The organism is Halomonas sp. IOP_14 (genome assembly GCF_021021315.1).
Taxonomy (GTDB): domain Bacteria; phylum Pseudomonadota; class Gammaproteobacteria; order Pseudomonadales; family Halomonadaceae; genus Vreelandella; species Vreelandella titanicae.
Window position 1 is genome coordinate 147250 of sequence record NZ_JAINWD010000004.1, and the last position, 13561, is coordinate 160810.

Genomic DNA, 13561 nt, shown 5'->3' on the forward strand with positions numbered 1-13561 from the left:
ACTGTGACCCTTTCCCAAAAAGCCTTTTCACTACTCCAATATCCGCTGCCTCACCACGCGATCTCGCGCCTAACCGGGCAGTTCGCCCAGTGTGACAACCCCTGGGTGAAAAACACCTTGATTAAAGCGTTTATCAAGCGCTTTAACGTTGATATGAGCCAGGCGCTTGAGCCAGACCCCACCGCCTACGCTACGTTCAACGACTTCTTCACCCGTGCGCTCAAAGCGGATGCCCGCCCGCTAGGCGACGGTATCCTCAGCCCCGCCGATGGTACGCTCTCCCAATACGGACGCCTACAGGCCGGACAACTGGTGCAGGCCAAAGGCCACACCTACTCCGCGCAAACCCTGCTCGGCGGCGATACGACACTGGCAGAAGAGTTTTTAGGCGGCAGCTTTGCCACCGTTTACCTCTCCCCGCGGGACTATCACCGGGTGCATATGCCGGTAACCGGCACGTTGCGAGAAATGATCTACGTACCCGGGCGGCTCTTCTCGGTCAACCAGGCCACCGCCAACTACGTGCCGGGCCTCTTCGCCCGCAACGAGCGCTTAGTATGTATCTTTGATACCGAGCACGGCCCCATGGCGATGGTACTGGTTGGTGCGATGATCGTCGCTGCCATCGAAACCGTCTGGTCAGGGCAGGTGACGCCGCTTGCGGGCTGCCCTCAGCGCACACAATTTAGCCAACCTATCACACTTGAAAAAGGCGCTGAGATGGGCCGCTTCAAGCTCGGCTCAACGGTGGTGATGTGTTTCGCCAAGCCGCCCAATTTCGCAAACAATCCGCTGGGCAGCATGGTGCAGATGGGGCAAACGCTGGGAGCTTATTGATGACCTTTCCCCCTGAACGACCTAGGTCGAAGCACTAGCCGCACCTGAGAGGAAGAGCTCGACACAGCGTCGAGCTCGAGCGTTGCACCGCGTCTCGTCAAGACGCACATGGCGACCAAGCAGAGCGTCAATGTGCCATTCACCAAGCAACATTCCCATAAACATACCGGCCGCTTCACGCGGATCGTCGAGGTCAAGACGGCCGCTATCCACCTGCTCGCTTAAGTAAGCAGCTAGCGCCTGACGGGTCTGGTCGGGGCCGCGAGTGAGAAACAGCTCACCAAGCTCCGGAGCCCGTTCGGCCTCAAAGGCTAAGCCGCGAACTAAACGGATCACGCCCGGCTCGAACACCAACGTCAGCATTCGGCGGCCTAGCTCGTACAGCACCTGCTCTAGGGCTTGGTGATCCCGTCGCCCCTCCTCCAGCACTGCCCAAGCGGTGGAGATATGACGCTCCATCGCCGCTGTGAATAATCCCTCCTTGTTACCGAACTGCTTATACAGCGTCGCCAAAGATCCGCCGGCGCGGGCAACCACTTCGTTAACGCTGGCACCGGCATAGCCCTGTTCAAGAAAAACATCCCGGGCAGCGTCCAGCAGACGTTCACGGCGCGCCACGCCGCGCGACGTTACGCCATCAGTTATGTTGGGATCTGGCGTGGTTGAGCGTGGCATTGACACTCCTATAGAGGTATATAAAGAAGGATTAATTATAAAGACGCGGCGCACAGAAGTAATATTTTTTGCCCTGGAAATGTAATGTAGCATTCATTACACTATTTGTCTTTTTCCCAAGGGAGGTGTCTTTGCCTCACAGGGAGCCCCTAGCAGGAGCGCTATTGCCTTAAGGAGTGGTCATGACATCGAATACTAAGCCGGGCGAGCCCCCGGATGAGCGCCAAAGCAGCCATACCGTCGCGGGTCAAGATGCCCACTCCAGCGGCAAAACTAGCCGCAAGTTACTCGCTATGGTGGCGGGGATTATCGTCCTGGCGGCGCTAATTTGGTGGGGCATGGGCTGGTGGCAAACCGGGCGCTTCATGGAAGAGACCGACAATGCCTATGTGCGCACCGACAGCGTCGCGGTACGCGCCGAGCTATCAGCGCGGGTCGTCGAGGTGGCAGTAGATGATAACCAAACGGTCAAGCAAGGCGATCTGCTGATACGTCTAGACGCCGAGAGCTACCGCGACCAGGTGACCCAGGCCGAGGCCCAGCAGGCAGTGGCCGCAGCCTCAATCGCCCAATCACACCGCCAGGTAGATTTGCAGCAGGCGGCTATCGATCAGGCCACGGCTCAGCAGCAGGCGGCCCAGGCTAATCTTGACCAGGCGCGCCAGCATCTGGAGCGCTCCTCATCGCTTGCCGCCAACAACTATGGCTCCCGTCAGCAGCGCGAAGATGACCAGGCCGCACTGAGTGTCGCCCAGGCAAAGCTTGCCGAAAGCCAAGCCGCGGTTGTCTCGGCCAGGCGGCAGCTAGCCGTGGCCGAGAGCGACGTGACCCGTGCTGAAGCCAATCTGGACGCCGCTAGCGCCGATCTTGACTATGCTCGCCACCAGTTGGATAAGACCCGCATCGTCGCCCCCCGGGACGGCGCGATTGGCAATCTACGCGTTGAGGTCGGCACCTTAGCGCAGCCGTCGCTGACGCTTTTGCAGCTGGTACCCATCGAGTCGGCCTACGTGGCAGCCAACTTTAAGGAGACCCAGCTCGAACGGATTCGCGTCGGCCAGCCAGTCGCGGTGCATTTGGATGCCTACCCGGATATTACCTACGAAGGCATCGTCGACAGCCTGTCGCCAGCCACCGGCACCGAGTTCAGCCTGCTGCCCCAGGACAATGCCACCGGCAATTTCAACAAAATCGTCCAGCGGGTGCCGGTCAAGATCCGCGTCACCGGCCCCACCGAGGCGCTGAGCCAACTGCGCGCCGGGCTATCGGCCGTGCCCGAGATCGATACTCGTCATCTTGAACCACAAAATGACTCCCGCCCTGCCCAGCAGTTGGCAGCGGAGCGGCCCAAGTCATGAGCGAGACGGTCGCCGGCTCGGTGACGGGCGTTAACGACATGCCACCCTGGCCACAGCGCATTGGCTTCATTGCTGCGGTGTTTGGCATGTTCATGGCAATTCTGGATATTCAGATCGTCGCCAGCTCGCTCAACGAAATCCAGGCGGGGCTCTCAGCCAGCGAGGATCAAATCTCCTGGGTGCAGACCGCTTACCTGATCGCCGAGATTGTGATGATCCCGCTGTCGGGCATGCTGATGCGCATTCTCTCCACTCGAGTAGCCTTCACCCTGTCGTGCGTCGGCTTCACCCTGGCGAGCCTGGGCTGCGCGCTGGCCACCTCGATCGAGCAACTGATCGTGCTGCGCGCTATTCAGGGCTTTATGGGCGGAGCGATGATACCCATTACCCAGGCAGTTAGCTTTTCGATCTTTCCCCGCCGGGTGATGGGCAGCGTGCAGGCGGTGATCGGCATGGTTGTCACCATGGCACCCTCGGTGGGTCCCACCGTGGGCGGCTACATCACCGAGACGCTCAGCTGGCACTGGCTGTTCCTGGCCAACGTGATCCCCGGCGTTCTGGTCTGCTGGGCCGCCTGGACATTTCTCGATATCGACAAACCCAACCACGCGGTCGCGCGCCACCTGGACTTGATCGGCCTGGTATTGATCGCGGTGTTTTTGGGCTCGCTAGAGTTTGTGCTTGAAGAAGGGCCCGGCGATGACTGGTTTGCCAGCCAGCGAATCTTGCTGTTCAGCCTGACCTGCCTAGTGGCGGGAGCCTGGTTCTTCATCCGCACCCTGCGCAGCGACCACCCAATCGTCGATCTGCGCGCCTTTACCAACCGCAACTTTGCCATCGGCGCCGTAATGGGCTTTATCATCGGCATCGCGCTCTACGGGCTGGTCTACATCATGCCGCTGTTTTTTGGCTATGTGCGCGGCTATTCGAGCCTGCAAATTGGTCAGGTGATGTTCGTCACCGGGCTGACGATGTTTCTTTGCGCGCCTATTGTCGGTCAGCTGTCCAACCGCCTCGATCTGCGCATTATGCTGTTTATGGGCCTGCTGCTGGTCGGCGTGGGCACCATAATGAACGCCAATCTTACCGTGGAGTCGGGCTTTTGGCAGTTCTGCGTGCCGCAGATCGTGCGCGGCATGGGGCTGATCTTGTGTATCATTCCAGCCTCGCGTATTGCCCTGGGCACCCTGCCGCCGAGCGAGGTAGGCAACGCCAGTGGGCTTTTTAACGTGATGCGCAACCTGGGGGGTGCCATGGGACTGGCGCTGATCGATACGGTGCGCGACATCCGCGAGGACTTTCACTGGAATCAGCTCATCCCTGCTATCGATACTAGCCGCGAGGTCGTGGTAGCGGAGATCGCCAAATACCAAGCGATGCTCGCCGGCTCGGTGCCCGATACCTATCACACCGCCGTCGCCATGCTGGCGCAACGAGTCTCTCAGCAGGCACAAGTGCTGGCCTTTAACGACATCTTTACTTGGATGGGACTGATCTACATTGCCAGCGTACCGCTGGTATTCCTACTGCGTAGGATTTCGGCTTGACGGCTTGCAGCCTGTTAGCGACTAGCCGCTAACAGCTGGGCGTTGAGAATGTAAGCACGTCTTCCAGGCGTGCCTTGCCGAGTGCCAACTGAATCAAGCGATCTATCCCCAGCGCCACACCGGCGCCTTCGGGCATTCCGTGCTCAAGTGCGGCCAGCAGCCGCTCATCCACATCCACTTCCGGTAAGCCCAAACGGCGGCGCTCAGCGTTATCTTCAGCAAAGCGCGTGCGCTGCTCAGCCGCATCGGTCAGCTCATCGTAGCCGTTAGCCAACTCAATACCGTTAAGATAGACCTCAAAGCGGGAAGCCACCCACTCACCATCTGCATCTTGATGGCGTCGCGCCAAGGCTGCTTGGCTAGCCGGATAATCAACTACCACGCTTAGCTCCTGCTGGCCTAACTGCGGCTCGATCACCACGCTCATTAACAGGTCAAGACAGGTCTCGCGGCCTTCATCAGCTAAGGATTGGGCAGACATTTGTGCCCGCTCGGCAGCTATCGCCCTCAGCCTATCCAGAGACGTCGTGAACGGATCAACCTCTACGTAAGTATGAAACAACTCCCGGTAGCGGTAATGCACAGGTGGGCCGGGGAAACTGGGCAACAGTGACATAATGAGCGTCGCAGTCTCATCAATCAGTTGATCCAGCGTAAATTGCGGCCGATACCACTCCAGCATAGTGAACTCAATATTATGGCGGGCGCCGATTTCGCCATCGCGAAAACTTCGCGCAAGCTGAAAGATCGGCCCACTGCCCGCTGCGAGCAAGCGCTTCATATGGAATTCAGGGGAGGTTTGTAGCCATAGACGGCGCTGCCCTTTGTCCGTGCGCGCCAGAGTGTGCAGCGACACCAAATGGATATCCGTGCTTCCCCCCTGCCCCAGCACGGGCGTTTCCACTTCCAGCACGTCACGCTGGGCAAAAAAAGCGCGCACTTTGGCCATTAACCGCGCCCGTTCGCGCAGCGTTTCAAAGGACGCTGAGGGTTGCCAATCAATGGCCATAACGACTCCTTGAAAAAATCACCTTAAATAATAATGGCCACGCACAAAGCGTGGCCATTAAGACATACAAGCGCCCTGGAAAGCGATCAAGCGCGTGAGACGTAGTCCCCACTGCGCGTATCGATTTTCAACACTTCGCCCTGGTTAATGAAGAGCGGCACACGCACCACAGCGCCAGAAGACAACGTCGCAGGCTTAGAACCACCCTGTGCCGTATCGCCTTTCAAACCGGGATCTGTTTCCACGACTTCCAACTCGATAAAGTTAGGCGGCGTCACGGAAATGGCCTTATCATCCCAAAGCGTAATGATATAGGGCACCTGCTCTTTCAGCCACTTGACGGTATCGCCTAGCGCTTTTTTCTCTACCGCATACTGCTCAAACGAGCCATCGGTCTTCATGAAGTGCCACATATCACCATCGGTGTAGAGATACTCCATTTCTAAATCCATGACATCGGCACCTTCCAGCGAGTCACCGGATTTGAAAGTCTTCTCACCTACGCGGCCAGTCATCAAATTCCGCAGTTTAACTCGGTTAAACGCCTGCCCCTTACCGGGCTTGACCAGCTCGTTCTCAACGATTGCACAAGGATCGCCGTCGAGCATTACTTTCAGACCGGCCTTGAATTCGTTGGTAGAATAGTTCGCCATAATGTCTCTCAATCATCCATTTCAGTTATTTGTATCAACAGGTGGTGCGCGAAGCCATACTTTGCCACTGTCAGCAGGTTTATATACCAGTAGCTATATGCCAGCAGCGTTGCAAATGGCGTCGTTAAATAAGTGCGCGCATGATAACCCGAAGGAGGGCTTTTTTGCAGGAGAACATCATTATTGCCGCGTCTGAAACGCAAAGCCATCGCGACTCACTGGCGCATTCCACTTGGCAGCAGCAGCTTTCTCATGCCATTCGTGACCCGCAAACACTATGCGAACGGCTGGGCCTAAGCCACGACTGGTTGGCGGGCGCCAAGGCTGGACATGCACTGTTTGACGTATGTGTGCCTGAAGCGTACCTCAACAGAATAGCCTATGCCGACATAAACGACCCGCTGCTGCGTCAGGTACTGCCGCTTGGCGAGGAAGCACTAACGCCACATGGCTACGTCGTCGATCCGCTTGAAGAAGCCGAACATCGGCCCGCCAAAGGGCTGATCCATAAGTATGCTGGCCGAGTGCTGCTTATCGCCAGCCCCAACTGTGCCATCAACTGCCGCTACTGCTTTCGCCGCCATTTTCCCTATAGCGATAACTCACCCTCCAGAGCGCAGTGGCAGGAAGCGCTGGATTACCTGCGCGCTGACACCACTATTCACGAGGCGATTCTGTCTGGCGGCGATCCGTTGGCCGCCAGCGATCGCCAGTTGGCATGGCTGGTGGAGCAGCTAGAAAGTATCCCGCACCTAAAACGGCTACGCATTCATACCCGCCTGCCGGTGGTGATTCCCGATCGGGTCGATGACGCTCTGCTTGGCTGGCTTTCCTCTACACGCCTGCAAAAGGTGGTGGTGTTGCATATTAACCACGCCAATGAAATCGACCAGGCGGTGGTAGACGCCTGCGCGCGCCTTAAGCAGGCGGGTGCAACACTACTCAACCAGAGTGTACTGCTGCGCAATGTGAACGATAGTGTCACGGCCCTTACCGCACTTTCTGAACGGCTATTCGAAGCAGGTATTCTGCCCTATTACCTGCATGTACTGGATCCTGTGCAAGGCGCTGCGCATTTTGATGTGCCGGACAGCGAAGCACGCGAGCTGGTTGCTCATCTTCGCGATCATTTACCCGGCTTCTTAATGCCACGCCTAGTGCGAGAAATTCCTGGAAGGGGAAGTAAAACGCCGTTGTGACGCATGTTGAAGAAACAGCCGGCACTGAGACGCTTGAATGGCTCAGTGCTGAAGCCTTAAGCCACAAGTTAGTTATACCCTCCGGATAGGCCCAGCATACTGAGCCACCAGCTCATCCGCAGTAAGCAGCAAAAATCCCTCAGCTTCTGCCTGGGCCACCAAAATTCGATCAAAAGGGTCTTTGTGGATGACTGGTAAATGAGCAACGTTAAGTGTATGCAATGAACTGATAGAAAGTTCTAAATAACCGTTATCCAGCAGCCCACGACGCAGCAAGTGCGGGTCAACGTGAAAATCAGGGCGTTGCAGACTGTTCTTAATGACCACTTCCCATATGCTGGCAGCGCTAAAATAGAGCCTGTTATCTTCGTCATTAATCATAGCTCGCGCATCAACAGAAAGCCTCTCCGGCGCTGCCGCCGCCCAGAGCAAAACATGCGTGTCCAGAAGTAGATTCACATCAACCTCCAAACATCTCGGCTATTTCCTCCTGTCCCATACGATCAAAATCATTAGGTATCTTAAACTGGTCTGCCAGAAACCCCAGACGCTTTTGCTGTCCAGAAGTAGGGCTATCAATGGCCGTCACGCGTGCCATCGGTTTGCCTGCTTTGGCAATAATAAACCCCTCCCCCTCGGCAGCCCTCGCCACTAGCTGAGACAACCGTGTTTTAGCTTCGTGAATATTGATAGCCTCCATATAAAATCTCCTAAAAATGCGACTTGGTTAGTAAGCTTAGTTTAATAGGTCTAGTTTAGCTGAGACGAACGCTTTTACAATGCCTCCCCTTCATTGAAAAAACAGCGCTGGGTGTTGCTACAGTTAATCAAGACATGTCACCCAGATCGTAAAAATATCGTTTTCTGCTAAAGTTATAGTGCTAACGATTTCTGACGTTGAATTAGCCTCAACGTTGGGCATCTCACTCAGCAGGAGGCCATAGCGTTATGTCACCATCTCTCTCGTCCAGACCGGGCGCTTTCGTCCTCTTAATAGCCTCGCTTGCCGGGCTGGCCATCGCTTTATATGCCTATTTCACACCACTAACCGGCGTCACTGGAACGCTCGGGGCACTGGTCGCCATTGTGGCCTGTCTCGCCCTTGCGGTGATGGCGTTACTTCTCTTTAAAGTCAAAAGGCGTGGTGCTTCCATCGTACTGCGGATACTCATCCTGATCGGGCTTGCCGGTACATTTTTCGCCGGAATGCTGCTGCATCAGTGGTGGATCAGCGCAGCCATGGTAGTCGGTCTGATCGGCTTGATTGTTGATATGGTTCGCGCAACCCATCACGCCCGTCTCACCCACACCTGAGGAGCCGCCCATGCCGACATTATTACCCACCCCGTTTAAATCGATAACCCCAGGCTTAGGCGCAGTCACCGCCCTGGCGATCTGTTTTACGCCCTTGCCGTTACTGGCTCAGGGTCAACCCAGTGAGCAGGAGAATCCCGAGCAAGAAGAAGCGCCCAGTCGCGCTCCCATCCCGCTGGTGCCTGGCGAGCCGACCTGGAACAGCTTCCATGGCCAGCTTAATGCCCAAAAATATAGCCCGCTTGATCAAATCAATACTGATAACGTTGGCGAGCTGGAGAAGGTATGGGAAGTGCATACCGGCGATGTCGCGGATGGCTCAGGTGAGTTGCCAGCCACCGTTTGGTCAGCGACCCCGGTGTTTGCTAACGATACCCTTTATATTGGTACTCCCTTCTACCGCATACTCGCGTTAGACCCCGGTAGTGGCGAAGAGAAATGGAGTTTCGATACTCAATCCTCTCTGGAAGCGCTAACTCAACCCGCCTTGAAAAACCGTGGTGTGGCCTATTGGGAAGCCGACGATCCGGTAGCAGGCGAGCCCTGTCAGAAAATTATCTATATGGGCACCATGGATGCACAGCTTTTCGCGGTTGATGCCGATAGTGGCGAACAGTGCGCCGACTTTGCCGATAACGGTGTGCTCGACGTCAACCAGTGGAACGACACCAACGACCGCTGGCCGCTTTCGCTACTACAACCCCCTACCGTGGTGGGAGACCACTTGGTACTCGGCTGGGCAGGGATGGACTGGGCCTACGAACAGGCGCCACCCGGCACTGTTTACTCAATTAATGCCCGCACTGGAGAACGTGAATGGACGTTCCAGGCACTTTCCGATGAGATGCGCGATCAAAGCGGCACCGCCAATGTCTGGACACATATGTCCGCCGACGAGGAGCGTGGTTTAGTCTATCTGCCGGTTTCCTCACCCTCGCCGAACTACTGGGGCGGCAATCGCACCGAAGAAGTGCCTCTGGGCACATCCACCACTGCCCTGGATATCGAGACCGGCGAAGTGGTTTGGTCGCGGCAGTGGGTACATCACGATATCTGGGATTACGATATCAATGCCGCACCAACGCTGATGGACATCACAGTAGATGGTGAAGAAATACCGGCACTCATCCAGGCAACCAAAATGGGCTTTCTGTTCGTGGTTAATCGCGAAACAGGCGAAGACGTTTGGCCGATTGAGGAGCGCCCGGTACCCAGCGGCGACGGCAGCGTTGAGGGCGAAGTTTACGCGCCGACCCAGCCTTTCCCGACTAAACCGGAACCGCTGTTAGATCAGTCTGAAAAGCCCAACGTCTGGGCGCTGGCCGACGCGGTTAGCTTCGGAGAGTGTTCCGCATTGTGGGACGATCTTCACTATGAAGGCATGTACACCCCACCGACGACCCAAGGCGAAGGCACCCTTGGCTTTCCCATCAGCGCGGGTGGCGTTCAGTGGGGCGGCGTAGCCTTCGACCCCGAAAGCCAGACAGCGATCGTCAATACCTCGCACATTGTGCAGTACATAAAACTCTATAATCGCGAAGATTATGACAAAGCGGATAGCGGCTCCGGCAACGAAAGCGGCTTCGCCCCTCAAGAAGGCGCCCCCTACGGGATGCGCCTTGAGGTAGCGCTTAACCGGCTAGGCATGCCCTGCTGGGAGCCCCCCTTTGGCGAGCTTGTCGCCCTGGATATGACCAGCGGTGATATCAAATGGCGTCGTCCGGTGGGAGCATCGCAACAGTATGGCTTTTTTATGCCTGAGAGCTGGGGCTCGCCCACCATCGGTGGCCCGGCCGTAACCGCAGGCAATATTATCTTTATTGGCGCTTCCATGGATGCCAAGGTGCGTGCCTACTCCCTTGAGACCGGCGAGGAGCTCTGGTCAGACCAGACCGAAGCCCCCTCCGTCTCGAACCCCGCGGTCTACGAGTACAATGGCCGCCAATATGTCGCCTTTGTTTCCGGTGGCAATACCATTCTGAAAGACCAGGTGGGTGATCAGATCGCGGTCTACGCGCTGCCAGAGTAACCCTTAGCGTAAAACGGGGCGGCCTCAGAGGCTGCCCCGTTTACGTTAACAACTACTTTCTCTCACTGCTTCAGCCAAGATCACGGGTCTGAGGCTTGGTACGCCTGGCTAACTGATTGTTTGCCGCCCTAAAGCATACCCGCATCAGCGGCACCAGCAGCCACAGTATCGGCGTAAGTAGCCAGCGGTAAATAAAGCGCGCAATGAAGAGTACTGGCAGTAGCACGATGAGCCAGATAAGAAACTGACCGAGCCAAACCGGCCAGCCTAGCCAGGAAGAGAGGTTGGCGCCAAGTGCGCTCACAAGGCTTGGATGGCGAACCACTACATAGGCAGTGCCCGCCACAGCGGCTACTTTGGCCATACGTGGCAACGCCGCAAAACGCCCGCCACCACTCATTAACGCGCCTTGGCGCAAACCAGCACGAGTCCCCTGGGCTTCCACACTGCCCACCCGGGCAGCACGAGCGGCCTTGCCTGCCCGCAGCACCTTCACGGTGCTGGCCATCACGAGTAGATCGACACCGGCCCAGCCTAGATCGGCGGCGCCAATGTCGTCACCCCGCCGCCACTGGCTTTCCAAATCGCGTAGCCCGCTGGTGAAGAAATCGCCTAGGCCCGCAACCAGACGCTCACCCTGTAGCCACTCCACGTCGCCTTGTTCACTGACCACAAACTGGTTGAGCAGCGCGTGACCATTGGCATCCAGCAGCACAATGCCCATCTGCCCACGTCGATAAGGAGTAAACGCTGAATCCGCATCTCCCTCCTCATCGCTCCACCAGCGGCTGAATTGCTGATAACGCTCACCGACCCAGTACTGCGCCTTTAGCGTGGCCACATCGTGGTTGCGAAAGTAGCTAATGGGAAGTACGGCGTCAGCCCCATAGCGCACCAGTACTCGCTGAAAATTGGGCAGTAAGCCGTACTCCACTAATACATCGCGGGCCATATCACCGTGGCGCAAAATCGCCAAAGAGGCGCTCATCCACAGCGCCTGATCGTCAGCATAACTGAGAAACAGCGCATTGAGCTCCGCTGTTTCCTGCTGAAGCGCCGCCTCTAGCGAGGGCAATGCCCGCTGAGCTTCCAATCTTACCAGTTTGGACTCAAACGGCTCATGAGAGGCCAATGTTGATGCTAGCCCGGCGATCACTATCGCGGTTACTACCATTATCTGCCAGGGCCGCATTGCAATTCACCTCGCTCAACTGGTAACTGCAGTATTACCCCAACGTCTCTGCCGTTACGTTGGCCGCCGCAGGCTGGGTCGAATAGTGGCGATTGATCGCACTCAATACCCCCTTCATCGACGCGCTGGTAATGCTTTCATCGTTACCTACACCGAATACCGCTTTGCCGTCGATACGCACTTCCACATAGGCGATCGCTTCAGCGTCGGCGCCCTGGCCACGGGAGTGCTCGTGGTAGTCAATAATCTCTACATCGTGCCCTGCGGCTGCCAGTGCTTTAACAAAGGCCGCTAACGGGCCGTTGCCCTCGCCCTTTAACGTTTGCCGTGTGCCGCTCTCCTCAATTACGGCGTCCAGCGTGACTTTGGGGCTGTCGGGTTCAGACGACAAACGGTGGTTAACTAATGCAAAGGGCACTCGCTGCTCTAAATACTCATCCGAGAACGCCTGATAGATCATCTGCGAGGTGATCTCACGCCCGGTGCGCTCTGCCACTTCCTGAACGACCTGACTAAACTCGATGGAAAGCCGGCGCGGTAGCTCAATACCGTGTTCCTGCTCAAGCAGGTAGGAAACACCGCCTTTACCCGATTGGCTGTTAACCCGAATCACCGCTTCGTAGCTACGGCCCACGTCCAGCGGATCGATAGGCAAATAAGGCACATCCCAAACGGCATCAGGGTTGGCGCGACGATCCGCCATGCCTTTTTTGATCGCATCCTGGTGAGAGCCGGAGAAGGCGGTAAACACCAAATCGCCCACGTAGGGGTGGCGCGGATGCACCGGCAGTTGGTTGCAGTACTCCACTTCGCGCATGATGGGCGTGATATTGGAAAAATCGAGCTGGGGGTTAACGCCCTGGGTATACATATTCATCGCCAGGGTGACGATATCAACGTTGCCGGTGCGCTCGCCATTCCCAAACAGCGTACCCTCAACGCGATCAGCTCCGGCCATCAGCGTCAGCTCTGCCGCCGCAACGCCGGTACCGCGATCGTTATGGGGGTGAACGCTGACAATCAAGTGGTCGCGGTTTTTGACGTGGCGACAGAACCACTCGATCTGGTCGGCGTAGTTGTTGGGCGTGGCGACTTCTACCGTGGCAGGCAGGTTCACGATCATGGGCTTATCGGCGCGGGTGCCATAAGCGTCCATGACCGCTTCGACGATCTCAACGGCAAAGTCCATCTCGGTGGTAGTGAAGAGTTCCGGCGAGTACTGGAACGTCCAGTTGGTTTCTGGTGCGGCGTCCATCTGCGCGCGAATCTGCTGGGTTGCTTCGACGGCGATTTGCACGCATTCAGCTTTATCGACATTGAACACTACCCGGCGAAACATGGGATCGGTAGCGTTATAGACGTGGACGATAGCGTTTTTGGCGCCTTGTAGCGATTCAAAGGTGCGTTCAATCAAGTGCGGACGTGCCTGGGTTAGCACTTGAATGGTCACATCGTCAGGAATTTTATCCTGCTCAATCAGCGAGCGAACGAAATCGAAGTCGGTTTGGGAGGCTGACGGAAAGCCCACTTCTATCTGTTTAAAACCGACACTTAGCAGCATGTCGAATAAGCGCTGTTTGCGCTCCTGATCCATAGGGTCGATCAGCGACTGGTTACCGTCGCGCAGGTCAACGCTACACCAGACAGGCGCTGTTTCAATACGCTTGCTCGGCCACTGGCGGTCGGGCAGATCAACGGCCACAAAGGGGCGGTACTTTTTGGCAGGATCAGTCAACATCATGGCGGCT

The 13561-nt window shown here is 56.8% G+C and carries 13 protein-coding genes; 6 read left to right on the forward strand and 7 right to left on the reverse strand.

Annotation, left to right across the window (positions count from 1 at the left end; translation table 11 throughout):
- Positions 1–3: 3 nt before the first annotated feature.
- Complete coding sequence (gene asd, locus K7H09_RS05230; protein ID WP_174788131.1) at positions 4–837, forward strand: archaetidylserine decarboxylase; 834 nt, start codon at positions 4–6, stop codon at positions 835–837.
- 21 nt (positions 838–858) lie between these two features.
- Here the strand turns inward: asd and K7H09_RS05235 are convergent, their stop codons facing one another.
- Entirely contained in the window at positions 859–1512 is a 654-nt protein-coding gene (locus K7H09_RS05235; RefSeq protein ID WP_141441294.1) for a TetR/AcrR family transcriptional regulator, read from the reverse strand.
- 182 nt (positions 1513–1694) lie between these two features.
- Between K7H09_RS05235 and K7H09_RS05240 the strand changes: the two genes are divergently transcribed.
- Both K7H09_RS05240 and K7H09_RS05245 read left to right on the forward strand, forming a co-directional pair.
- On the forward strand, positions 1695–2870 hold the full coding sequence (locus K7H09_RS05240) for an HlyD family secretion protein (protein ID WP_230803873.1): 1176 nt from the start codon (positions 1695–1697) through the stop codon (positions 2868–2870).
- Positions 2867–4417, forward strand: coding sequence for a DHA2 family efflux MFS transporter permease subunit (locus K7H09_RS05245; RefSeq protein WP_190373434.1), 1551 nt, complete (start codon positions 2867–2869; stop codon positions 4415–4417). The genes K7H09_RS05240 and K7H09_RS05245 overlap by 4 nt, the downstream gene beginning before the upstream one ends.
- 28 nt (positions 4418–4445) lie before the next feature.
- On the opposite strand, the gene epmA is transcribed toward K7H09_RS05245, so the two are convergent.
- Positions 4446–5426 (reverse strand): EF-P lysine aminoacylase EpmA, encoded by a 981-nt coding sequence (epmA, locus tag K7H09_RS05250; RefSeq protein ID WP_009287746.1) that lies wholly within the window; start codon positions 5424–5426, stop codon positions 4446–4448.
- 86 nt (positions 5427–5512) lie between these two features.
- Complete coding sequence (efp, locus tag K7H09_RS05255; protein WP_027959052.1) at positions 5513–6079, reverse strand: elongation factor P; 567 nt, start codon at positions 6077–6079, stop codon at positions 5513–5515.
- 164 nt (positions 6080–6243) lie between these two features.
- Here efp and epmB point away from each other — a divergent pair, with 164 nt between their 5' ends.
- Positions 6244–7278: an EF-P beta-lysylation protein EpmB gene (gene epmB / locus K7H09_RS05260; RefSeq protein ID WP_027959051.1), complete on the forward strand. Its 1035-nt coding sequence runs from the start codon at positions 6244–6246 to the stop codon at positions 7276–7278.
- Positions 7279–7350: 72 nt separating this feature from the next.
- On the opposite strand, the gene K7H09_RS05265 is transcribed toward epmB, so the two are convergent.
- Together K7H09_RS05265 and K7H09_RS05270 are read right to left on the reverse strand one after the other, a co-directional pair.
- On the reverse strand, positions 7351–7737 hold the full coding sequence (locus tag K7H09_RS05265) for a type II toxin-antitoxin system VapC family toxin (RefSeq protein WP_039859760.1): 387 nt from the start codon (positions 7735–7737) through the stop codon (positions 7351–7353).
- 1 nt (position 7738) lies between these two features.
- Positions 7739–7978, reverse strand: a complete 240-nt coding sequence (locus K7H09_RS05270) for a type II toxin-antitoxin system Phd/YefM family antitoxin (RefSeq protein ID WP_027959049.1) — start codon at positions 7976–7978, stop codon at positions 7739–7741.
- A 248-nt stretch (positions 7979–8226) separates the two neighbouring features.
- Here K7H09_RS05270 and K7H09_RS05275 point away from each other — a divergent pair, with 248 nt between their 5' ends.
- Together K7H09_RS05275 and K7H09_RS05280 are read left to right on the forward strand one after the other, a co-directional pair.
- Positions 8227–8592, forward strand: coding sequence for a hypothetical protein (locus tag K7H09_RS05275; RefSeq protein WP_027959048.1), 366 nt, complete (start codon positions 8227–8229; stop codon positions 8590–8592).
- Between the two features lie 10 nt (positions 8593–8602).
- Complete coding sequence (locus tag K7H09_RS05280; protein WP_138800052.1) at positions 8603–10621, forward strand: pyrroloquinoline quinone-dependent dehydrogenase; 2019 nt, start codon at positions 8603–8605, stop codon at positions 10619–10621.
- A 70-nt stretch (positions 10622–10691) separates the two neighbouring features.
- On the opposite strand, the gene K7H09_RS05285 is transcribed toward K7H09_RS05280, so the two are convergent.
- Positions 10692–11813 (reverse strand): hypothetical protein, encoded by a 1122-nt coding sequence (locus K7H09_RS05285; RefSeq protein ID WP_138800051.1) that lies wholly within the window; start codon positions 11811–11813, stop codon positions 10692–10694.
- A gap of 34 nt (positions 11814–11847) precedes the next feature.
- Entirely contained in the window at positions 11848–13554 is a 1707-nt protein-coding gene (gene leuA, locus K7H09_RS05290; protein WP_230803876.1) for a 2-isopropylmalate synthase, read from the reverse strand.
- Positions 13555–13561 lie beyond the last annotated feature (7 nt).

Coding starts and splice junctions, on each gene's coding strand:
- K7H09_RS05270 (WP_027959049.1), bottom strand. CDS start 7,978: ATGGAGGCTATCAATATTCACGAAGCTAAAACACGGTTGTCTCAGCTA.
- K7H09_RS05240 (WP_230803873.1), top strand. CDS start 1,695: ATGACATCGAATACTAAGCCGGGCGAGCCCCCGGATGAGCGCCAAAGC.
- K7H09_RS05245 (WP_190373434.1), top strand. CDS start 2,867: ATGAGCGAGACGGTCGCCGGCTCGGTGACGGGCGTTAACGACATGCCA.
- K7H09_RS05285 (WP_138800051.1), bottom strand. CDS start 11,813: ATGCGGCCCTGGCAGATAATGGTAGTAACCGCGATAGTGATCGCCGGG.
- epmA (WP_009287746.1), bottom strand. CDS start 5,426: ATGGCCATTGATTGGCAACCCTCAGCGTCCTTTGAAACGCTGCGCGAA.
- leuA (WP_230803876.1), bottom strand. CDS start 13,554: ATGATGTTGACTGATCCTGCCAAAAAGTACCGCCCCTTTGTGGCCGTT.
- K7H09_RS05235 (WP_141441294.1), bottom strand. CDS start 1,512: ATGCCACGCTCAACCACGCCAGATCCCAACATAACTGATGGCGTAACG.
- K7H09_RS05275 (WP_027959048.1), top strand. CDS start 8,227: ATGTCACCATCTCTCTCGTCCAGACCGGGCGCTTTCGTCCTCTTAATA.
- efp (WP_027959052.1), bottom strand. CDS start 6,079: ATGGCGAACTATTCTACCAACGAATTCAAGGCCGGTCTGAAAGTAATG.
- K7H09_RS05280 (WP_138800052.1), top strand. CDS start 8,603: ATGCCGACATTATTACCCACCCCGTTTAAATCGATAACCCCAGGCTTA.